This is a genomic window from Shewanella sp. SR43-8 (assembly GCF_014163775.1).
Classification (GTDB): Bacteria; Pseudomonadota; Gammaproteobacteria; order Enterobacterales; family Shewanellaceae; genus Shewanella; species Shewanella vesiculosa.
In genome coordinates this window covers 325059-347447 of record NZ_JACJDX010000002.1, presented here as the reverse complement: position 1 = coordinate 347447, position 22389 = coordinate 325059, and the positions used below count along the sequence as shown (strand labels likewise).

18 protein-coding genes are annotated in these 22389 nt (G+C 42.4%); 6 read left to right on the top strand and 12 right to left on the bottom strand.

The genetic code is table 11. The features are described from left to right. The first annotated feature begins 142 nt into the window (after positions 1–142). Complete coding sequence (locus H5114_RS04005) at positions 143–1027, top strand: MBL fold metallo-hydrolase (protein ID WP_182722274.1); 885 nt, start codon at positions 143–145, stop codon at positions 1025–1027. 358 nt (positions 1028–1385) lie between these two features. On the opposite strand, the gene H5114_RS04000 is transcribed toward H5114_RS04005, so the two are convergent. From H5114_RS04000 to H5114_RS03985, 4 genes are read right to left on the bottom strand one after another with little or no spacing between them, the layout of a single operon-like run. Further along, positions 1386–1562 carry a Trm112 family protein gene (locus H5114_RS04000; protein ID WP_182696916.1) on the bottom strand — a complete coding sequence of 59 codons (177 nt, stop codon included), beginning with the start codon at positions 1560–1562 and terminating at the stop codon, positions 1386–1388. Then, entirely contained in the window at positions 1552–2559 is a 1008-nt protein-coding gene (lpxK, locus tag H5114_RS03995; protein ID WP_182722273.1) for a tetraacyldisaccharide 4'-kinase, read from the bottom strand. The genes H5114_RS04000 and lpxK overlap by 11 nt, the downstream gene beginning before the upstream one ends. Positions 2560–2575: 16 nt before the next feature. Further along, positions 2576–4378: a lipid A export permease/ATP-binding protein MsbA gene (gene msbA / locus H5114_RS03990; protein ID WP_124015770.1), complete on the bottom strand. Its 1803-nt coding sequence runs from the start codon at positions 4376–4378 to the stop codon at positions 2576–2578. Between the two features lie 37 nt (positions 4379–4415). Beyond that, on the bottom strand, positions 4416–6863 hold the full coding sequence (locus tag H5114_RS03985; protein WP_259395228.1) for a DNA internalization-related competence protein ComEC/Rec2: 2448 nt from the start codon (positions 6861–6863) through the stop codon (positions 4416–4418). A gap of 76 nt (positions 6864–6939) precedes the next feature. Between H5114_RS03985 and H5114_RS03980 the strand changes: the two genes are divergently transcribed. Next, entirely contained in the window at positions 6940–7449 is a 510-nt protein-coding gene (locus H5114_RS03980) for a DUF2062 domain-containing protein (RefSeq protein ID WP_182696919.1), read from the top strand. Between the two features lie 473 nt (positions 7450–7922). Here the strand turns inward: H5114_RS03980 and H5114_RS03975 are convergent, their stop codons facing one another. The 5 genes from H5114_RS03975 to H5114_RS03955 are packed head-to-tail and all read right to left on the bottom strand — an operon-like array spanning position 7923 to position 11987. After that, complete coding sequence (locus tag H5114_RS03975; protein ID WP_182722271.1) at positions 7923–8165, bottom strand: DUF3624 domain-containing protein; 243 nt, start codon at positions 8163–8165, stop codon at positions 7923–7925. A 14-nt stretch (positions 8166–8179) separates the two neighbouring features. After that, positions 8180–8761 (bottom strand): GNAT family N-acetyltransferase, encoded by a 582-nt coding sequence (locus H5114_RS03970; protein ID WP_182722270.1) that lies wholly within the window; start codon positions 8759–8761, stop codon positions 8180–8182. 24 nt (positions 8762–8785) lie between these two features. Beyond that, the gene (lolE, locus tag H5114_RS03965; protein ID WP_182722269.1) at positions 8786–10027 is read right to left on the bottom strand and encodes a lipoprotein-releasing ABC transporter permease subunit LolE; all 1242 of its coding nucleotides are present in this window, start codon (positions 10025–10027) and stop codon (positions 8786–8788) included. Beyond that, the gene (gene lolD, locus H5114_RS03960) at positions 10024–10743 is read right to left on the bottom strand and encodes a lipoprotein-releasing ABC transporter ATP-binding protein LolD (protein ID WP_182696922.1); all 720 of its coding nucleotides are present in this window, start codon (positions 10741–10743) and stop codon (positions 10024–10026) included. The genes lolE and lolD overlap by 4 nt, the downstream gene beginning before the upstream one ends. Further along, positions 10743–11987, bottom strand: a complete 1245-nt coding sequence (locus H5114_RS03955; protein ID WP_124015763.1) for a lipoprotein-releasing ABC transporter permease subunit — start codon at positions 11985–11987, stop codon at positions 10743–10745. The genes lolD and H5114_RS03955 overlap by 1 nt, the downstream gene beginning before the upstream one ends. 157 nt (positions 11988–12144) lie before the next feature. On the opposite strand from H5114_RS03955, the gene H5114_RS03950 reads away from it, so the two are divergent. From H5114_RS03950 to H5114_RS03940, 3 genes are read left to right on the top strand one after another with little or no spacing between them, the layout of a single operon-like run. Then, complete coding sequence (locus H5114_RS03950; protein WP_182722268.1) at positions 12145–12744, top strand: hypothetical protein; 600 nt, start codon at positions 12145–12147, stop codon at positions 12742–12744. Positions 12745–12798: 54 nt separating this feature from the next. Beyond that, positions 12799–16335 (top strand): transcription-repair coupling factor, encoded by a 3537-nt coding sequence (mfd, locus tag H5114_RS03945; RefSeq protein WP_182722267.1) that lies wholly within the window; start codon positions 12799–12801, stop codon positions 16333–16335. Beyond that, complete coding sequence (locus H5114_RS03940; RefSeq protein WP_182722266.1) at positions 16325–17317, top strand: peptidoglycan binding protein CsiV; 993 nt, start codon at positions 16325–16327, stop codon at positions 17315–17317. Before mfd ends, H5114_RS03940 begins: the two co-directional genes overlap by 11 nt. 91 nt (positions 17318–17408) lie before the next feature. On the opposite strand, the gene nagZ is transcribed toward H5114_RS03940, so the two are convergent. After that, on the bottom strand, positions 17409–18434 hold the full coding sequence (gene nagZ / locus H5114_RS03935; protein ID WP_182722265.1) for a beta-N-acetylhexosaminidase: 1026 nt from the start codon (positions 18432–18434) through the stop codon (positions 17409–17411). A 233-nt stretch (positions 18435–18667) separates the two neighbouring features. Here nagZ and H5114_RS03930 point away from each other — a divergent pair, with 233 nt between their 5' ends. Continuing rightward, positions 18668–20044: an L-serine ammonia-lyase gene (locus H5114_RS03930; RefSeq protein ID WP_124015758.1), complete on the top strand. Its 1377-nt coding sequence runs from the start codon at positions 18668–18670 to the stop codon at positions 20042–20044. Between the two features lie 191 nt (positions 20045–20235). Here H5114_RS03930 and H5114_RS03925 read toward each other — a convergent pair whose 3' ends face one another. Continuing rightward, positions 20236–20703, bottom strand: a complete 468-nt coding sequence (locus H5114_RS03925; RefSeq protein ID WP_124015757.1) for a CreA family protein — start codon at positions 20701–20703, stop codon at positions 20236–20238. A 180-nt stretch (positions 20704–20883) separates the two neighbouring features. Next, positions 20884–22287, bottom strand: a complete 1404-nt coding sequence (gene yegD / locus H5114_RS03920) for a molecular chaperone (RefSeq protein ID WP_124015756.1) — start codon at positions 22285–22287, stop codon at positions 20884–20886. Positions 22288–22389 lie beyond the last annotated feature (102 nt).

Below are 22389 nucleotides of genomic sequence, written 5' to 3'. Positions count from 1 at the left end.
GTGCTCTGAACCAGTGTAAGCTAGCGAACCGATACTTTAGACCTTTGTATGATTTATCATTGCTGTATATGTGATCAAATTGTTAACCTAGGCAGTACTAGTAACAATAAAACAATTGTTAAGACAGCAATGGGGAATAATAATGAAATTAAGATTTCAACGTCATATCATCGGACTCAGTGCACTCGCTTTGCTAGCACTCACTCAAACAGCTGCCATGGCTGATGATAAATTTAATGATGTGACCATTAAGTCGAAAAAACTCGATAATAATACTTACATGTTTATTGGTGCTGGAGGCAACATTGGAGTTTCTGCTGGCAGTGATGGCATATTGATCATTGACGACCAATATGCCCCCTTAGCCGATAAAATTACCGCGGCACTCAATCAAATTCAACCAGGTGCTCCCAAGTACATAGTCAACACTCATTACCATGCAGACCATACTGGCGGCAATGCTCACTTTGGTGAACAAGGTACAATCTTAGCTCACCATAATGTTCTCAAGCGTCTTCAAGCACAAAATAAAATCGCCTCCTCAGCCCTGCCTGTTATCACTTATGGAGACAATATATCCATTCATTTTAACCAAGACACCTTAGAGATTATCCATCTGGGTCCCGGACACACTGATGGTGACAGCGTAGTGATATGGCAAAAGGCTAATATTATTCATATGGGTGATTTATATTTCAAAGATCGTTTCCCATACATTGATTTAGATGCCGGAGGATCGGTGACGGGTTATCGTGAAAACGTCAGCTTGATATTGGATCGTTTAGACAACAACACCAAAGTGATCCCAGGCCATGGCGATTTAGCCGATAAAAATGCACTGTTTAAATTTAAGCATATGCTAGATGACAGCATTAATTGGATGCGCGGTGAAATTGAACTAGGGCACGATTTAGCCAGCATCAAAAAACAAGGTGTACCAGAAAAATACGCTGATTGGAGCTGGGAATTTATCACTGCAGATAAATGGATTGAAACCTTATATCAAGATTTATCCACCCAAAGGTAAACTTAGTATCGTTGACGGTTTATCAAGGTAAATCATATCGCGTCATATAATTAACCTGATGTGATGGTCTCAAGAGGTTAATGAGCTTGCCTTTATCGGCAAGCTTTTTTTATGCTGTAAAGCCCTAAAAGTAAATTAGCCACTAAGCCACTATTAGATGTGCTTACCTAACATAACATCAGCGCAAATAAACAGTTTTAAAGCCTTTCCACATAAAACGCACAAATAAATCAAACAAACACATCGTGATGCTGGCCTAATGAATATAAAAAAAGCGTCCAACGGACGCTTAATCATATTATACCCAGAGTTACTATTTTAACGTTATTAAATAACTAAGGGTATTCAGTAACTAGGGTTATTCAGAAACTAAGGTTGTAGCACGATTTTCCAGCAAAACCGGAATACCTTCGGTAATAGGGTAAGCTAACTTATCAAACTTGCAGATAAGCTGTTGTGACTCTTTGTCGTATTCAAGCTTGCCTTTGCATACTGGGCAAGCCACAATTTCGAGTAATTTTTTATCAAATGCCATGAGACAATCCTTTTTTAGTTTGAGCCACTTGCTGTAGTCGGCTCAACAATGCGTGATCAAATTCTGAGTTAAGCTTCGCATTTACAGGTAAATACCACCAGTTTGATTGTGCAAAATCGCGACATTTAACCGCATCTTTTTCAGTCATTAATAATGAATGTTGCACAGATAACGCGTTTAATTGCTTTGCGTCAAAAGCCTGATGATCTGCAAACTCAACGGTTTGTACTACTTTATAGCCTAACTGGCTAATACTACTAAAAAAACGTTGTGGATTACCTATGCCAGCCATAGCCACCACACTGTCCTGCTGACTAAATTCATGGTGCAGAAGACTGTTGATCTGGCAAAGCGGCGCTGGCTCCAGAGTCATCAACACTTCACCGTCATAAGCCGGACCGCCATTGTTAATGATAAAATCAACCGAATTTACACGCCACAAACCTTCTCGTAACGGACCTGCGGGTAATAGACAATGATTACCATAACGGCGTTCACCATCGACCAAGGCTATTTCAATATCACGCCCCAAAGCATAATGCTGTAAACCATCGTCACTAATGATGACATCAACATCAAACTCACTAAGTAAAGCCTGAGCGGCACTAACTCTACTGGCGCCAACAACCATAGGCACTTGAGTACGAGCCACTATCATGGCCGGTTCATCACCAACCTCACAGGCTTTGGCATGATGATTAACAGCCATTACGCCATCAATATTCACCCCATAACCTCGGCTTATCACACCAGGTTTGTAACCATGTTGGCGTAATAACTCAATTAAATAAATCACTGTGGGGGTTTTTCCACTGCCACCAGCGGTAATATTACCGACCACTATCACAGGCACGGGTAACACTTGTGCCTGTTTAAGCCCAAAACGAAACAGTCCACGGCGAATAGTAGATATGAGCCAAAATAAACCGGACAATGGCAGTAATAACCATTTGGCTTGATGACCTTGATACCAAATCCGATGAATAAGCTGTTGCATTACAAACACCTAATCATTATTGACTGAACTGCATCTGATAAAGATTGGCGTAAATACCAGCTTGAGCAATTAACTCACTGTGATTACCGCGCTCAACAACTCGACCTTGATCGATAACCAAGATTTCATCAGCACTTTCAATTGTCGATAAACGATGGGCGATAACAATTGAGGTACGGTTATGACGCAGATTATCTAAGCCTTTTTGAATCGCTTTTTCAGACTCAGTATCTAAAGCCGATGTCGCTTCATCTAAAATCAATACTGGGGCATCACGTAACATAGCGCGAGCAATCGCAATACGTTGACGTTGACCACCTGAAAGCAACACGCCATTTTCGCCCACTTGGGTATCGAGCCCTTTTGGCAATGTCTCGATAAACTCCATCGCATAAGCAAGCTCAGCAGCGCGAACGATTTGCTCGCGGGTAACTTCGCCTGGGTAAGCATAGGCAATATTATTCGCTATGGTGTCGTTAAATAAGGTCACTTGCTGCGACACTAACGCCACTTGATTACGCAATGATTTTAATTGGTAATCGTAAATGCTGGTGTCATCAAGGCGAATATCACCACTTGATAATCCACCATAAAAACGCGTAATCAAACTCGCGATAGTCGACTTACCAGAGCCAGAGCGCCCTACTAAAGCGATGGTTTTACCGGGTTTAACTTCAAAATCAATACCGTTCAAAGCGGGTTTATCTTGCCCTGGATAAGAAAAGGTCACATTTTCAAATGTCAGTTTGCCTTGAACGCGATCGATGGTGAACGGGCCATTATCAGGCTCAGGCGGAGTATCTAGTAATTCAAATACAGTAGTACAAGCTGCAATGCCGCGTTGAAACTCCGCATTAACTCGGGTTAAGTTCTTAATCGGTTGTAGCATGGCCAACATGGCACCTAAAATAGCCGCAAACGTACCTGCGGTCAGATCGGTTTTCATGCTATCCCAAGTGGCGGCATACAACACAAACGCCAGTGCGAAAGATCCAATAACCATGATCAATGGCTGACTAACAGATTGAGCTACTGCTAGCTTCATATTCTGGTAACGGTTTTGGTCGTTAACTTGATAGAAACGATCAACCTCTGTTTTTTGGCCACCAAAGACTAATACGTTTTTATGGCCCTTAATCATCTGTTCAGTCGTTGCAGTTACGCCGCCCATAGCAGACTGGATCTGCTTAGACACCTTACGAAAGCGCTTACTCACAATGCTGATGACAACGCCCATAATTGGGCCTATCACTAGTATGCATAAGGATAATTTCCACGAATAGTAGAACATAATGCCTAACATGCCGATGGCGGTCATGCTATCGCGAACAATTGAAATTAACGCACTGCCAGATGCTCGGGCAATTTGTTCAGTATCAAAGGTGACGCGCGAAATCAAATTACCGCTATTTTCGCGGTCGATATAACTTACAGGCAAACGCAGATAATGCTCAAACACTTGTTGGCGCATATCCATAATGAGCTGTGCACTCATAAACGACACACAATAGGTCGACACAAAGTTAGCCAAACCACGTAAGCTGAACATTAAAATAACCGCAATCGGCGCCATTAACATAATGTCTTTATTGGCATTAAACCCACCATGAGTAGGTAAGTCGACTCCTGCCACTATGGCTGGCGTTTGACTAAAACCTTCATCAATAAAAGGTTTAATAAATGCGATAAACGCTGCATCGACAGCGCCATAGGTAATAAGGCCGAGTACAGCCATAATAAACATGGCTTTCATTGGCACGACATAGGTCATCAAACGTTTGAAAACGATCCACATTTCATTTTTAGGTGATGCTGACATTGAATCCAATACTTAACTAACAAACATAAATGATATTCTACTCTGCTTTAAGTGACTCACCAAATCTAAACAAACGGTTATACCAAAATGGAGCCATTTGTTGGCGGTAAGTGGCGATTTTATATTCGCCTTGATCAAAAGTGATACTAATTTGGCCGGCATGACCCGTTTGTAATATTTTGCAGCCCTGCTGTTGATACCTCGCAACAACCTCAGGTTTAGGGAAACCATACTGATTAGAAAAACCAGCGGTAAAAATGGCTAATTGCGGATTAACGCTATCGATAAATGCTGGGGTAGACGATGTTCGGCTACCATGATGCGGCACCAATAAAATATCGGCTCGAATATCAGCCTGTGCAGTAATTAATGTCTGCTCTCTGTCGGCTTCAATGTCTCCAGTTAACAATACTGAAGACAGGCCATCAGACAATTTAACCACACATGAGTTGTTATTATCATTCGAGGCCGTTAACGGATTACCAATGAAGTTTAATTGCATACCGCGCCAGAGTATTTGCCCTTTACAAGCTTGTGCAACTGCTGGTGACAGCGATAAAGCTTTGGAGGTTATGGTAAAGTCAGCAATTAACCTCGCCAGTGGAAATTGTTCACGCAACACATGCACACCACCAGCATGGTCATTATCATCATGACTTATAATAATATAATCAATGAAACGGATACCTTGGCTGGCAAGAAAAGGCACTATTGCCCGTTGTGCATAGCTAAAATCCCCATAAGCGGCACCAGTATCGTAAATAATCCCGTGTCGACCTTGCTGTAAAACGACTGCCATGCCTTGAGCCACATCAATAACATGAAGCTGCCATGGTGTTGAGCCTAATGAAGATGATGGCCCAGGCAATATCTCTTGAGTCACTAACTTATTGATGACGATTGGCAGCAGCAATATGGTAACGAAAAAAAGGTAAATTCTCTTTTGCTTTTTAGCCACATGACGACGAATGCTCAACAACATCATCGCAAAAATAGAAAATACCAATCCAGCCAGTTGTTGTTCAGTTAATAGCAACTGATTTACTGGCAAATGATCGCTCAGCTGTAACAACCAGGCAAATGGCTCAAGGCTCATATTCGCCCATTGAAAGATCATCGTACCTAAGTGTTGTTGCGAGTCGCTATCGATACCCAATAACAAAAAAATGCACAACACCACTAACCAAATGTAAAAACTGAGTATCGTTAATGGGATCACCACCAGACTAAACCAAGGCACGAGCAGCATATTGAGCCATATGCTATGAGGTGAAATGCTGCCAAACAAAATGCCTTGCAGTACTCCCAATAGCAGCGCTAATCGCCATTGAATTGACCACAACAGACTGAGTCCATGAAGCAGCTTACCTTTAAGTTTTAGGATTTTTTGTACGCATCGCTCAGCCATATTAGAGGAAGATGCAGAAATACTTTTAGCTACATAATCAGTGCCTATCTCTGCCTGCTGCTCAACCGTATTGGCTTGCACCGACAACAAAATAATGGCCAATGCGCCAAACGATAACCATAATCCGGCACCAAGCGATGCAAAAGGATCCACCAGCAACACAAAAAACAAGGCATACACCAATCGATCCCAATGGTGGCTAAACTGCTTAATAAAACTAAAAATGAGCAACAGAAATAACATCAATAAAGCACGCTGCGTAGCAATTGCAAAACCCGATAAATAGCCATACCCAAAGGTAAATATGCCCGCTAATATCATGGCGAATTGCATTTTACCTAAATGCTGCCAAGAAAATGCATAACGGCTTATGCCGAGAAAAATGCCATAAAACAAGCCAAAAACGACCGATAAATGTAACCCAGAAATAGCGACTAAATGCCCTGCCCCTGTTTGACGCAATTGCTGCCATCGCGCTGTGGTTAAAGCACTTTTATCACCCAAAATTAACGCTTGTAAAATATCGCCCTGAGCAAGTTGTGCCAATATAGGAGCTAGTTTCTGCGTAATATCTTGGCGTAAAGACCCACCATAACGAATTAACTCAGCTTGTTTAACGCGGCCTTTGGCAATAATATGCCGAGTAATGAAGTACTTTTGTTGATTAAAGCCTCCTTGATTTTGTATGCTCGAGATCCCTTTCAACTTTGCACTAAATTGCCATATTTGACCGACAACAATTTTATCTGGCTTTTGCCATGTTAATCGGTAATATCGCTGCACATTGTTAAGCGCCCAAGAATCAAAAAAGGCGTCTTGATCAGCTTCAGAAATAACGCGCACATCAAAACTAATCCAGTCGCTGTTTTGGCTAACTAGTGATACTATCTGCGCCTTAAACTCAATTTGTTGCGACTTTTCAGCATATTGATGCATATATAGACAATGAAACAACAGGCTCAGCCAAATGATGGCGAATAAACAGCCAGCCATAAGTGGCCCTTTGCGAAGGCAAAGTAGCATAGCCAAAAATAGAATAGGTAAACACCATAAAGGTGCCAGCGAAGGCCATAACATCGCTGATAAAGAACAGGCGCAAAAGCCATAGATAAATCGATTCATAATGAATTAGTTAAGACATTAATCGACAAATATGCCAAAAAAATTAATACAAAGATTTATGCCCAAACCAGAAACACTCCGTGATCATAAGTATTTACGGGTGTTTGGCAAACTATTACACAAACCTAATTTGTGGGCATTAAATCGCAAATCAGCTCCTGGTGCCTTTGCGGTCGGACTATTTGTGGCTTGGATCCCCATGCCATTTCAAATGGTGGTTGCTGCAGGGTTTGCGATTTTATTTAACGTCAACCTCCCCGTTGCTGTCGCACTGGTATGGATAACTAATCCGCTGACTATGCCTATCATGTTTTATGGTGCCTATTTGTTAGGTGCTAAAATCATCGGACATAGAGCGCAGGCATTTCAATTTGAAGCCACTTGGGCATGGATTGAGGCCTCGTTGTCAACCATAGGTCCTCCCTTTTTAGTGGGTTGCTTAGTATTAGGCATTGTGTCAGCGTTAATCGGTTATATTGTCATTAAAAGTATGTGGCGCTATTCAATTTTATTTAAATGGCAAAAGCGTAAAGGTCAGTAAGCTTTAAATATATTGAGCAACTGAAATCACTAAGGCCGCAATAGCGGTCTTTTTTACAACTAAAGCTGTTGATTTAAGTTTTGTGACATCCGCTATGCTAAACGTGCAATTTTTTGGTCTGTTAATCCACTTTCGTAAATATAACATTAACAAATCCTAATGCTGCGATTAAGCGCTCATACACCATTAGGGAGTTTGATCCTGAGCATGGCCAACTAAGCGAAGATTTGGTGGTGGATCAGTGCTACGGGGTACTGAAGCGAAATACGAATACAGACTCGTTCGGTAAACAAAAACAGATACTGATGTTGTCGTGATTGTTGCTTAGTTAAGCAACGCTGTAATTTATGAGGGGGAATTTGTTTTACTCAACAAAGCGTACGTTCTTGTGACTCGCAGCGTCGATAGTTTATCTATTACAAATAAACACAATCAAATCAGTTGTTCAAAGGACTGATTAAACACCATTTAGATTAACGGCGGGGACTAGTTAGGTTGCGGTAGGTCCACACAACCAAGTGCAGCGTAAGTAACCCGCTAAAACCAACTGCAAAGAAAAGTAGTGCGATAGATTCTACGCTCTTAGGGGTATCTGCATAACAATACCACCAAAGTGGCCATGTAATTGCGCTCAGTAACGTCAATTGCCACATGCAGCGTTTACAGCGACCAATTTTTTGTTTGAAAACGGAATCAGTACATTGGTTACAAGACATAACAGCTTTCTTTATCATTTATACTCAGAATATTGAGTATTAAACTCACTCGCCAACATGGCATACAGATACTCATCACCCCATGCGCCTTTAAAAAACACATTGTTAATAAAATGGCCTTCACGACGAAACTGCAACTTTTCTAAAAGCGCTGCACTGGCTAGATTGAGGCAATCAGTTCGAGCAATAACTCGATGACGAGATAATTCCACAAACAAATATTGCAATAAACAAGTTAACGCTTGTGCTGCAATTCCCTGTCCTTGAAATGCAGGAGCGACAGTAAAACCCACTTCAACTTGGGTGTCATCAATAAAATATACCGCCAGATCGCCCATTAACAGCTCATGCTGACCACTGATGGCTAATTGATACCACTGCCCTGCTTTAGCAAAATCTTGGTAGTTGGTTAAATTCAATAAGCTTAGTGCGTCTTGATAGTGATAATCCGTCCAACTCTGATATCGAGCAACATTAGGATCTGCTCTATAAGCGGTAAATGCAATTAAATCATCTAAGGTCAATGGTCGGATGATTAAGCTACCCGAGGTTAACGTTGGACACTTTAGTGGACGCACATTAGCATTACTGTCCATATCAACCTCGTTGGTTTATAGGGCTTATCTGCCCGCCAATGCGGTAGCCGGAGAAATTTTAGTCGCTTTCCATGCCGGATAAATGGTTGCGATAAGGCTCATAAATAGGCCCATTAATAGCACCACTGCCACATCTTGATAATGTAATTCTGATGGTAGGAAATCAATAAAATAAATATCAGAAGCCAATAACTGCACCCCTAAAAGGTGTTCAATGCTGCTCGCAATGGCACTTAAGTTATACGCTAAGCTGACGCCTAACACGCCCCCAATAACACAGCCCATAACACCATTAAGCGCACCTTGCAGAATGAATATGGTCATAATCGCACCACGAGAGAGCCCCATTGTCATTAAAATTGCAATTTCAGACGCTTTATCGCGCACCGCCATTACAAGTGTCGACACGATATTAAAGCAGGCCACTGCAATCACTAAAGCGAGTACCAGATACATGACTAAGCGGACTAATTGAATATCTTGGTACAAATGCCCTTGACTGCGAGTCCAATCATTAATATATAAATATTGCTCTTGAGCAAAGCCTAAATCACGGGTAATACTCGCCGCATTAAAGACATTATTGACTTGAATTCGCACACCAGAAACGCCGGTTCCTAACTCAAGTAAATCTGCTAAGTAATTAAGCGACACATACGCTTGGGTTGACTCGATTTCGCCGCCCAAATCGTATACACCGGATACCACAAAGCGATGACTCTTAGCTGACGTTAACTGACTACTATTCGTGTCAGGGGTATACATAGCTAAAGTATCACCAACTTTTAAGCCTAATTTTGTCAATAAACTGCGACCAAGCACAATATGGTTGTTATCACCCGCCAATGATTGCCACGCATCATTAGGCATATAATCAGCAATACTCGACACATCTGACTCATGCTTAATATCAATTCCATTTACCGTTAGTCCTTGAAAACCGCCAGGCTTTTGCACTAAACCTTGTAAACGAATAAATGGAGCTACGCCAGTAATTTGCGGCATGTTTGAGGCACTCTTCGCGATAACATGCCAATCGGTAATGGGTTGATTAACACCAACAAGTTCACCGTGTGACACCACGCCTAATAAACGCTCTTGCAACTCTTTTTCAAAACCATTCATGGCCGATAATACGACAATCAATACGCCAACGCCTAAAGCAATACCAGCGGTCGACGCAAAAGAAATAAACCCAATAAAGCCATTAGACTGTCGCGCGCGAAAAAAACGCCAGCCAATGGTTAACGGCAGCCACTTACTCATTCTGCTAACCCTACAGCGGGTGGATTGGCAGTAACTTGAAGCACACCATCTTTCATAGTGAGTTGACGATCCATTTTAGCGGCCAAGCTGTGATCATGAGTCACCACCACAAATGCAGTGCCAAACTGCTGGGCTAACTCGCGGATCATCGCATAAACATTGTTACCACTGCTGGCATCTAAATTACCGGTTGGCTCGTCGGCTAATACCAACTTAGGTTTATTGATTAATGCACGAGCAATCGCTACACGTTGGCGTTCACCACCAGACAACTGTGCCGGAATATGATGCAAACGATGGCCTAAGCCAACACGCTCGAGTAAGTTTTGCGCATCTACCAAAGCTTGCTTTTTATCTCTACCTTGAATGAATGCCGGCATAGCAACATTCTCTAATGCGGAAAACTCTGGCAACAAATGGTGAAATTGATAAATAAAGCCCAAATCTTGATTACGTATTATCGCCTGACGGGCACTAGACAATTGATATAAGTCTTCGCCGTCTAGCATGACGTTACCCGATGTGGGTGTATCTAAGGTACCCATAATGTGTAAAAGCGTACTTTTACCCGATCCTGAACTGCCGACAATAGCCAACTGTTCACCTTTATAAACGGTTAAATCAACCCCAGATAATACCTGAGTGGTCACTTCACCATCATGATAATGCTTACTGACGTGTTGAACCTGAAGTAATACTTGTTGTGTCTGACTCATTATTCGTATCTCAAAGCGGTAGCGGGTTGAACCCTTGCGGCGGACAACGCAGGATAAAGGGTGGCAAATAAGGTCATAAATAATGTGCCCAAAATGATAAGACTCAATTGCGCTAATGAAAATTGCACCGGCAGAGTCTGACCTAAGCCTAAAATAGAAATGCCAAGCGAGGTTAATATTTCATTTAAATTGAGGGTTAACACTATGCCAGCAATAGTACCAAGCATTAGCCCTAACAATGCATTAAGGGAGCCCTGGACAATAAAAATCGTCATTACCGAAGTGGTCGTTAACCCTTGGGTTTTTAACACCGCAACATCAGTAGTTTTATCCACGACCATCATCACCAATGCTGACACAATATTAAATGCAGCCACAGCCACAATTAAACTGAGCATCAATGACATCATATTTTTTTCCATCTTTACCGCCGAAAATAAATGACCGAAGTCTTGGCGCCAATCACGGGTTTGAATGTCAATATTTTGCTTGGCAAATCCGGCAACCACTTTCGATGCTAGTGTCGGGGCCGAGAAAGGATCTTTCAAATATACTCGCAGCTCATTTATAGTATTACTGTCTTGACGCATCAACTTACGCGCATCCTTGTAATGCACATAGGCCACGCTCGAATCGACTTGCGAGCCCATTTCAAAAATACCCGCAACGGTAAATTTACGCTGACTAGGTACTGGGCCCATTGGAGAGTACACCACACCATCACCACTTAGCACCCTGACCCGGTCACCCGTTTTTACATCTAATTTACGGGCAAGATCAGCACCAAGGACAATTAAATACTTGTCGGCCTTTAAGGTTGAAAAGGCATCGGAATAAGTATGTGAGGCAATGCTCGACAGGGATTGTTCAAGTTCTGGATACACACCATACATCTGAATCGCATGGATATTACTGCTCGATTGGATCATAGCTTGAGTGGTTGCACTAGGCACAATGCCGCGAATTTTTTGTAATAAATCTTTATCCGCCAGTAAACTCTGGGTACTTTGTTGCCAATCACGAAATCCCATGTCACTGATCAAGGTCATCTGTGGAACAGCACCTAAAATACGATTTTTGAGCTGACCTTCTAAGCCATTCATCACTGAACTCACCACGATCAATGCTGCCACACCTAAAAAAATACCCGACACTGCAAAAAAGGTAATAAAAGAGGCAAAAGCATTCGCTTTTCGGGCTCGCCAGTAACGGTAGCCAATAAAAAATGAAAATCCTAAATTCATAAAAAAATACTAATCCTGTGCGCCAGTTTAGGCGTATTAGTCAGACAATCGGGCTAAATGATGACATGAAAACAACAAGCCAGCGTGTATGACTTGCTAAATCATTAAGTTGGGCACGATAATAGGGCTATTAGTGTGATAAATAAAGAGGCAAACCTTGATACCTGACAGCAATTCTTATTTTAGTGTGCCTCACCACTTTAATGTGTATCTCACTTTGTGGGATCCAAAGCGTGCTTTACCCACAGATGATGAGCTTAGAGACATGCAATCTGTTGGGTTAAAACTACTAACTGAAGTGAAAAGTCTTGAAGCCAATTGTTTACTGCAGCTGCGAAATTTAGACAATGATGCTAAAGCTGTGGTCGATTTTTTAAAGCTACAATCACGCAAAGTCGATTTAGTATTACAACATATGCTTGAAAAAGAAGTGCAAGATGGCGAGTTATTTACAGGCGATCAATTTGGTGGCAGTGGCGTGAGTATCATTTCATCACGTCCATTGGATATCAATGACCACGTTAAAACCCACATCTACTTGCACACGGAATTAGTTGCCATATTGTGTATTTGCCAAATAAAAACCTGTACCCCTTTAGCAACAGATGATGCCATAGAAACCCCATATTGGCGCTGTGACCTTGAGTTTAGTCAAATACTTGAGGATGATATTGAGCAATTAGTTAAAGCAAGCTTGAATGTACAACAAAAAATGCTCAAAAAACGCAAACAGACTATCGATAGGCAGCGCAGCTGAAGCATCGCCTCATTCAATACGACTTGATCGCAAACGGAACTGACAAAGATTTTAATGAACCTATTTAGTGTACTCACGCCGCCGAGTGTAAAAAAAGGCCAACAAACGCAAACTTTGGCAACGTTAGGTGGGGTTTCACAAGCCATCACCCTTGCTAACTTAATTAATAACCATGCTGGTACCAGTATTATTGTCACCCATGACACGCCCAGTGCGCTGTCACTTGAGGTTGAGCTGAGTTATTTATTAAATCACATCAATATCAATGTGTGTTTGTTTCCCGACCGTGAAACCTTGCCTTACGATAGTTTTTCGCCACATCAAGACCTGATTTCACAGCGTCTTGAAACCTTGGCCAATATTGGCCAGAGTCAGCATAATGTGGTGATAGTACCAGTAAACACTTTAATGGTTCGCTTACCGCCTAAATCATTTATGACCGCTAATGTCATGGTGCTTAATAAAGGTGATACTTACAGTTTACAGCAAGCCAGACAGCACCTTACCGACACCGGCTACCATTTAGTTGATCAAGTCTATGAGCACGGTGAGTTCGCTATTCGTGGTTCTATTATTGATATTTTCCCTACCGGATCGAAACAACCGTTACGCATAGAACTGTTTGATGATGAAGTGGAATCGATCCGCTTTTTTGATGTTGATACCCAGCGTTCAGGCATGGCGCGTGATGCCATTCGCATGCTACCCGCGAAAGAGTTTCCCACTGACAGCAATGCCATTGAAGGTTTTAGACAACGTTATCGTCGTCGCTTTGAGGTGATCTCAAAAGAGGCGGAGTCGGTTTATCAACAAGTTAGTCGTAATTTAATGCCTGCCGGTATTGAAAACTACTTACCACTGTTTTTCGATGATATCGCCACACTATTTGATTACTTGCCACAAGATAGTCAACTTATCACTTTAGGCGATATTGAAAAAGCCAGCTTAGCCCACTTACATGAAGTGAATGTCCGTTACGAAGACCGACGAGTGGATCCTCTGCGGCCATTACTGGCACCACAAGAACTTTACTTGCTTAATGATGAGTTATTTTCGGCATTTAAGTCCTATAACCGCACGCAGTTATTACAGCAGTATATTGCTAGCGATACTAACAATGCTGGCGAGCCGTTGGCCGAAGTTGCACTGCCTAAACACACTCTGGTCGCCAACGTTGAAAAACTGCCCGACATCAATGCCAATCATAAACTCAAGCAACCGCTGATTGCGTTACAAGAATATTGTCAGCAGCACCCAGCCTTGGTATTTAGTGCGGAATCAGAAGGCCGCCGTGAGGCCTTATTAGAGCTATTTGCTAAAATTGGCATCAAACCTAAACAGTTTGATCATCTTAATGATTACTTAGCAACCGAAGACCGCATTGGTTTAATCGTGTCCCCGCTCTCGCGTGGGTGTGTACTAACCGACACAACAAAAGGTGCCGTGAGCATCATTTGTGAAACCGAGTTATTTGGTCAACGTATCTCGCAGCAACGTCGCCGCGAAAAACAAAAACAAGTTAGTTCAGATGTATTAGTTAAAAACTTAGCCGAACTTAAAGTCGGTCAGCCCATAGTGCATCTTGAACATGGCGTGGCCTTATACCAGGGGTTAGAAACCCTTGATACCGGCGGCTTAGTCGCCGAATATTTAAAACTGGAATATTCTGGTGGTGACAAACTGTATGTGCCCGTGTCATCACTGCACCTTATTAGCCGCTACAATGCCAGTGCCGACGGCAGTACTCATCTTAATAAGTTAGGTAACGAAACCTGGGCAAAAGCCAAGAAAAAAGCCATTGAACGCATTCGAGATGTGGCAGCTGAATTACTTGATGTGTATGCCCGTCGCCAAGCTCGTCCGGGCGAAGCGATGAGTATAGATGAACAAGAATACGCTCAATTCAGCCAAGGTTTCCCCTTTGAAGAAACGGTTGATCAAGAAAGCGCCATTCTTGCGGTACTTGAAGACATGCAAGCGCCATTAGCTATGGACCGTTTAGTCTGTGGTGACGTGGGCTTTGGTAAAACAGAAGTGGCCATGCGCGCAGCATTTGTCGCGGTGAATGCCGGTAAACAAGTGGTGGTATTAGTGCCAACAACCTTGCTGGCGCAGCAACATTATGAAAACTTTACCGACCGTTTCGCCGATTGGCCCATAGTGATTGAAGTCATGTCGCGCTTTAGAACAGCCAAAGAGCAAAGCAATGTGGTCGAACAATTGTCTGAAGGCAAAGTCGATATTGTTATCGGCACTCATAAATTACTGTCATCAGAAGCTAATTTTGAAAATCTTGGCTTACTGATTATCGATGAAGAACACCGCTTTGGCGTGCGTCAAAAAGAAAAAATTAAAGCACTTAGAGCCAACGTCGACATTCTTACTCTCACAGCCACCCCTATTCCGCGGACCTTAAACATGGCCATGTCGGGTATGCGAGATTTATCGATTATCGCTACGCCACCCGCTAAACGTTTAGCGGTTAAAACCTTTGTGCGCGAATATGATAAAGCCACCACACGGGAAGCCATATTGCGTGAAATTTTACGTGGTGGCCAAGTGTATTATCTGCACAATAATGTTGAGACTATCGAGAAAACCGCACAAAACATTCGCGATTTGTTGCCAGAAGCGCGCGTGATAACTGCCCACGGTCAAATGCGGGAGCGCGATCTTGAGAAAGTGATGTCTGATTTTTATCATCAACGCTTTAACGTACTGGTGTGTACCACCATTATTGAAACCGGCATCGACGTGCCCAGTGCCAACACCATTATGATTGACCGAGCAGATATGTTTGGTTTAGCGCAACTGCATCAGCTCCGTGGTCGCGTTGGGCGCTCGCATCACCAAGCTTATGCTTACATGATGACCCCGCATCCTAAACGCATGACCCCAGATGCACGTAAACGTCTTGAAGCGATTGAAGCCTTAGAAGATCTTGGAGCCGGTTTTTTACTGGCGACTCAAGATTTAGAAATTCGCGGTGCAGGTGAATTGCTCGGCGATGAACAAAGCGGCCATATTTCAAAAATTGGCTTTAGTTTATACATGGAAATGCTGGAATCTGCCGTAAAGGCCCTCAAAGAAGGAAAAGAGCCTTCTTTAGCCTATATGATGAGCGCCAAAGCAGAAATTGATTTACGTATTCCAGCTTTATTACCTGAAGACTACGTCAGTGACGTTAACATGCGTTTGTCACTTTACAAACGTATTGCTAACTGCGAAACAGATAGCATGCTTGATGAGCTTAAAGTCGAATTTATCGACCGTTTTGGTATGTTACCTCAACCAACGCGAAATCTAATGGCGCTCACGCTATACAAACACCAGGCAACGGCATTGGGTATTGCCAAAATAGAAATGCACGCTAAAGGCGGCAGTGTTGAATTTGGTCAAGAAAATCACGTCGATCCAATGTTTATTATTGGTTTGTTGCAAAACCAGCCACAAATCTATCGAATGGACGGGCCAAATAAGTTAAAGTTCAATATTCCTGCTGAAACAAGCAAAGAGCGTCTTGAGCTCATCAGTACCTTGCTTGAACAGTTCGCTAAACATCAAATTTTGGAGACAAATAGTGCTTCGTAAACTTGCGATTACTATCGCCGCTATCACAGCGCTATCCCACAGCTTTTCAGCCCATGCAGAATCATGGTTTGAAGTTGAAGTGTTTGTATTTGAACGCCAACAACCCTCTGTTGAAAAGTGGTTAAATGCCGCACCTCCCAAACTGAGTACCGATACGGTAGATATTATTACCCCAGTGATCAGTACCGACATCACCGGAGTGGCCGTTGGCTTAAATGGTTGTACTTCAACCGACTGGACCAATGGTGCTAGCAACTGTAATGCTCCAATTGTCAGCAATACTACCGTCACCTATCCAAGCCAAGTTCCATTTAATATCGGAGCTAGCTCGCCGCAACAGGCATACTTAAGTCAAGGGCCACTGTTACTGGCTAATAGCCAAGGTCAATTTAGTGACTTAATTAGAACCATTAGCCGCGAACCGTATGTTAAAGGGCTAGTGCATTTAACTTGGCAGCAAAATATGCAATCTCGTCGACGAGCTAAGCCTATCCGTATTTTTGGTGGTAAGGATTTTTCAAAGAGTTTTGAATATCATGGTTTAAGTGTTAAAAAGCCAAATCCAGCAGAAACAAAACCAGGTACAGAGTTTGGTGCATTAGGTGATGTTTATGAAGCGCCGAAGATTAATCCGGTCTGGGAATTAGACGGCTCAATTAACATTTACCTCAGTCATTATCTTTACATTGAAAATAATTTGGCCTTGCGTAAACCGACTCAAAAAATGGTGGAATCGAGTCCTTTGGAGTTTAACGAATATTCAGCGTTAGACATTGAAGGTAAAAAACAATTGGCGCCTTACTTAGAAAGTATTCCACTGATCCAAAATCGACGGGTTCGCAGTGGTGAAATCCATTATTTTGATCACCCACAATTGGGTATTGTGATGCAAATTCGTAAAATGGCTCAACCCACTAATGTGAAACCGATTGATTTAACAGAACGTTCTACCACTAATCAAGCTGTGCCATATACAGGTTAATAGCTGAGTATCTGACAAGCAGATAATTAAAAACCGGATCGATTGATCCGGTTTTTTGCTTAATACCAAGCTCATTTACTATCGAAACTGTTTATAACGACTGCGCTATCGCTGTGATATCGGATGCCAATTGTTGCGCTGCCTGCCACCGAGTTTGCTGCTCAAGTGCCTTTAGGGTTTGCTCTGCATCGCCTTTTAACGTTAGAGCGGTATGCATAGGCTCTGCAGCGGGCCAATCAAACTCGGTTAATAAAGCCTTTACACCAACGGGGTCGTTACATACCAAAATCATGTCACAACCCGCATCTAATGCCGATTTTGCCCGCCCAAGATAATCACCGGCAAAACTCGCGCCCTTCATGCCTAAATCGTCAGAAAAAATAACCCCATTAAAGCCTAATTGTTGACGTAAAATGGTCTGTAACCAATAAGGTGAAAACCCCGCAGGATTAGGATCTATATTAGAATAAACAACATGTGCAGGCATAACACCTTGCAACTGCTGTGATCCAATCAGTTGGGTAAACGGCAACATGTCGACATTTTCCAGCTGTTCTTTACTGCGCGGATCAACAGGCATCGCAATATGTGAATCGGCAGCGACACTGCCATGACCAGGAAAATGTTTACCTACGGCAGCCATCCCGGCTTGATTCATGCCAATAATAAATTGTTGGGCTAACACGCTAACTTCATCAGCAATAGCACTAAAACTGCGTTTACCAATCACCTCACTGATACCATTTACGTCTAATACGGGCGCAAAACTTAAATCGATGTCACAGGCTAAAAGCTCAATAGCCATTAAAAAACCACACTCCTTCGCCCATTGTTTAGCTAATGTTAAATCGCCTTTAGCAGCAGGTAAAATATCACCCATAGCAGGAATTAAACTAAAGCCTTCACGAAAACGTTGAACTCGACCACCTTCGTGATCAACGGCAATTAATAATTCAGGACGAATAAGACGAACTTGCTTAACCAGTTCAATTAGTTGACTTTTACTTTCAAAGTTACGACTAAATAATATAATACCACCCACCTGAGGGTGCTGTAATTGCTCGGTTTCAAGCACAGAGACTGCTAAACCTGCAAGATCCATCATTAAATAGCTCAAACCTTTCTCCTATCTATAAAGCTGACGACTTTGTCAGGTTAACCACGTCAAATAACCCATTAAGTATAAGACTGGCTAATGTGAAAATAATGCATCAAAAAATCTAATGAACTAACATTGATTAATGTGTGGGATACTCTAGCAAGAATAAGAGATAAACCGCCAACATTACATGTGACGATTATACTCACTTATAACGAAAACAATAAACGACTCAGCAAGGGTTAAACAACATGATTAGTGTATTTGACATGTTCAAAATTGGTATCGGTCCTTCTAGTTCTCATACTGTGGGTCCTATGAAAGCTGGTAAAATTTTTATACAGCATGTCGCTGATAACAATTTATTAGCGAATACCGACGAGTTACAAACAGAATTATTTGGATCCTTAGGTCAAACAGGCAAAGGCCACGGCACAGGTAAAGCGGTTATTTTAGGCCTAATGGGTGAAGACCCAGAAACCGTCGATACCGATGCCATTGATGCCATTTTAGAGACAGTGTCTACCAGCCAAAAGCTTACCTTGGCAGACGGTCGTCAGGTTAAATTTACTCGCGAAGACGGTGTTACCTACCACAGACGTAAAACCTTACCTGCGCATGCTAATGCCATGACCTTATATGCTTTGTCTAAAGGCGAATGCATATATCAACGTACTTATTATTCTGTTGGTGGTGGTTTTATTCTCGATGAAGATGAAATCACTCAACAAAATGCATCTCCAGCAACGCCAATTGAACAAGCACCTTATGACTTCAATAGTGCCCTGCAATTGCTGCAACTGTGTTGTGATAATGGCTTAAGCATTTCATCATTAATGATGGCCAATGAACTTAGCATTGCCAGTGAAGATGAAATCAAACAAGGTTTGTGGAAAATTTGGCAAACCATGAAAAACTGCGTTGAACGCGGTTATCAAAAGGAAGGCATATTGCCAGGCGGTTTAAAGTTACGCCGACGTGCTCCCGCGCTCTACCGCCGCTTAAAAGCAGAAGGACGCAATAACACTGACCCATTGACCGCTATGGACTGGGTTGATTTGTTTGCTTTATCGGTTAATGAGCAAAATGCAGCAGGCGATCGCGTCGTAACCGCACCCACAAACGGTGCTGCGGGGATTATTCCTGCGGTATTGTGTTACTACGACATGTTTGTTCAAGAAGTGGATATCGATGTATGTAGTCGCTATCTGTTAACCGCTGCTGCCATTGGTATTTTGTACAAGAAAAATGCCTCCATTTCTGGCGCCGAAGTCGGTTGCCAAGGCGAAGTAGGCGTAGCCTGTTCAATGGCAGCCGGTGCGTTAACTGAAATTATGGGCGGAACTGTAGAACAGGTTGAGAATGCCGCTGAAATTGGCATGGAACATAACCTAGGCTTAACCTGTGATCCTGTTGGCGGCTTAGTGCAAGTGCCTTGTATTGAACGTAATGCCATGGGAGCGGTAAAAGCGATTAATGCTTCACGTATGGCGCTGCGCGGCGACGGTAATCATAAAGTATCACTGGATAAAGTGATTAAAACCATGATGGAAACCGGTAAAGATATGCGCAGCAAATATAAAGAAACGGCCAAAGGCGGTCTTGCGGTGAATATCGTCGAATGTTAATTCACGCATAAAGTAAACGAAATCAAGTAACAATGCCTGTTAGTAACCCTAACAGGCATTTTTTATATGTTAAACAATATCGAGGATCTGTGAATAGCGACTTATTGAACTCACAAGCAGTTATATCTAATGACTACGAATAATAGTCAACCAAGGTATGTGACTGCCATGAGCTAGCGCTAACCTGGTGATTATTGAGCTTGAATTGGCTCAACATAGGCTTTGGTTCCCCAAAGTGGCACTGTCGAAAGACTATGCTTAAAACTTCCTGATGTTTCTTTAGTGGAATAAGAAACATACATCAGGGTTTGATTTTCAGCATCGAAGATCCTTCTAATCTTCATTGATTTGAAAAAAATACTTTTTGATTTTTTAAATACCACTTCACCTGATTTACTCTTATCTATTTGTGCAATCATATCCGCAGTGATCTCACCAGTTTGTCTGCAAGAGATGGAGCTATCACTTGGGTCTGAAAAACTCAGGTTGGCTTCGATTGAGGCGATATGACAGGTTACACCAGAGACAATTTCATCTTTTAAAATATTTAGTTTTATATCTTGCGTAGTAAACATTCCCAGTGAAACATCACCAACTTCGTTATCAGAGCACGCTGTAACAAGTGTAGCTAAACATATCGCGGTAAGAATTTTTTTCATCAGTAAACCTTATAAAATTGGACAGTAATTATCGTCAAAAGAGCTTGCCTATATCTTCGCACCGCCCCATTACACTTAATTAAGGGCTTCATAAGGTGGAGCCCTTGGCTAACAAGGTTGCTAACCTACAGGCTATTTGTTCGCATAATAACGAGCCTTTATCTGTTAAATGTAATCTCGTTAAAATGCGCTTTGAGCACAACGAGTTAAACCTGCTGTTACCGAACCAAAATGATCACCCACCACGACTTTAGCATCAGGATACACACTCGCAATTCTATCGTATATCGCTGGGCTTCGGGCTGTACCGCCTGTGACATACACGATATCAGGAGTGGTTGGCATGTCGCAATCTTGTTGTTCCGCTTTAGTGATAGCCGTTTGCATTGCTTGTTTCATTAACGCCTCAACTTTAGCGAGAGGATCATTGATGGCTTGCGCAAACTGCGCTGCACTTAGAGGGACAAACAAGCCTTTTTCAATAAAATCCAATGGGCATTGAATCGTGTCATGGTCAGACAAACTGATCTTCGCCGCTTCAGCTTGACGGACAACTTGATAGCTCATTTGATTTTTTTGTACTTTTTGTAAACGAACTAATCGCTCAGGTTGCTGAGCTTCCTTAATTAACTGCTCAACTAATTTGCGCGACTGTAAACTAACAAAATCACGTTGAGCACTGATGTCATTTACCGCAACCGAGTTCCAAAAAGGCGTTCTTGGCATAGGTTTACCGTTAATCATTAAGGTGTCAGCACCAAAACTTGGCATTAAGCCTGTCATTGCCAGTGCGATATCTAAATCATTACCGCCGATACGTTGGCCTGAATGGCCAAAGCAGTCCGACGTTCGGTCTTGTTGATGGATATGTGACGGGCCCATTTTTACTACAGAGCAATCAGTGGTACCACCGCCAACGTCAACGACAAGCACGGTATTGTCATCGTTAAGATTTGACTCAAAATCCATCCCCGCCGCTAAGGGCTCAAATAAAAACGTTACATCAGTAAAGCCCGAACGCGTCGCCGCTAGACGTAAAATAGCTTCGGCCTGCAAATTACTTTCTTCGCCGCCAATGCCTTGGAAGTTAACTGGTCGACCGATCACCGCATGGCTCGCTGATGTCAGTGATTTGGCATTTAATGCCTTATCGGCTAGGGATTTAACGTGCTGCATCATCAAGGTGACAATGTCTTCAAATAAGGCAATTTGCTCAACACGCAGGCCATTAGCACCTAAAAAAGATTTTGGTGAACGCACATAAAAACCTTCTTCAGGCATCTCCAAATAGGCATCTATTGCAGCTTGTCCAACAAACACGGCTTGCTCGTTTGGTGACAGATCTAGCTCATGGCGCATTTGTTTCGCCCGCATCAATTGCGAACTGCGTAAATGAGAATACTGCGCTTTTAAATGTTCAGGTAAGCCCCAATATACAGCTTCGGCTATTAGCTCGCGGTCCATCGCATATAATGTTGACGGCATGAAATCTGAGTCCGCTGATAATGGCAATAACGCCACTGCATTATCAATCATTACCCCAATCGCGCAGTTAGCACTGCCATAATCGAATCCAACAAACATCGGCCTACCTTTAGTCATTCAAATAAAAAAAGCGCTCAAAATAGCATAATAATCGGCTTTGCTAAACCATTTATGCGGTTTTGTACCAAGGAAAAGCTCAGC

Excerpts from the sequence above, each read along its gene's own strand:
- lolE (WP_182722269.1), bottom strand. The coding sequence starts at position 10,027 with ATGAGTAAGTGGCTGCCGTTAACCATTGGCTGGCGTTTTTTTCGCGCG.
- lolD (WP_182696922.1), bottom strand. The coding sequence starts at position 10,743 with ATGAGTCAGACACAACAAGTATTACTTCAGGTTCAACACGTCAGTAAG.
- H5114_RS04000 (WP_182696916.1), bottom strand. The coding sequence starts at position 1,562 with ATGGCATTTGATAAAAAATTACTCGAAATTGTGGCTTGCCCAGTATGC.
- yegD (WP_124015756.1), bottom strand. The coding sequence starts at position 22,287 with ATGTTTGTTGGATTCGATTATGGCAGTGCTAACTGCGCGATTGGGGTA.
- lpxK (WP_182722273.1), bottom strand. The coding sequence starts at position 2,559 with ATGCAACAGCTTATTCATCGGATTTGGTATCAAGGTCATCAAGCCAAA.
- H5114_RS03970 (WP_182722270.1), bottom strand. The coding sequence starts at position 8,761 with ATGGACAGTAATGCTAATGTGCGTCCACTAAAGTGTCCAACGTTAACC.
- H5114_RS03975 (WP_182722271.1), bottom strand. The coding sequence starts at position 8,165 with ATGTCTTGTAACCAATGTACTGATTCCGTTTTCAAACAAAAAATTGGT.
- H5114_RS03955 (WP_124015763.1), bottom strand. The coding sequence starts at position 11,987 with ATGAATTTAGGATTTTCATTTTTTATTGGCTACCGTTACTGGCGAGCC.
- H5114_RS03985 (WP_259395228.1), bottom strand. The coding sequence starts at position 6,863 with ATGTTATGGCCTTCGCTGGCACCTTTATGGTGTTTACCTATTCTATTT.
- H5114_RS03980 (WP_182696919.1), top strand. The coding sequence starts at position 6,940 with ATGCCAAAAAAATTAATACAAAGATTTATGCCCAAACCAGAAACACTC.
- H5114_RS03925 (WP_124015757.1), bottom strand. The coding sequence starts at position 20,703 with ATGAAAAAAATTCTTACCGCGATATGTTTAGCTACACTTGTTACAGCG.
- H5114_RS03930 (WP_124015758.1), top strand. The coding sequence starts at position 18,668 with ATGATTAGTGTATTTGACATGTTCAAAATTGGTATCGGTCCTTCTAGT.
- mfd (WP_182722267.1), top strand. The coding sequence starts at position 12,799 with ATGAACCTATTTAGTGTACTCACGCCGCCGAGTGTAAAAAAAGGCCAA.
- H5114_RS04005 (WP_182722274.1), top strand. The coding sequence starts at position 143 with ATGAAATTAAGATTTCAACGTCATATCATCGGACTCAGTGCACTCGCT.
- msbA (WP_124015770.1), bottom strand. The coding sequence starts at position 4,378 with ATGTCAGCATCACCTAAAAATGAAATGTGGATCGTTTTCAAACGTTTG.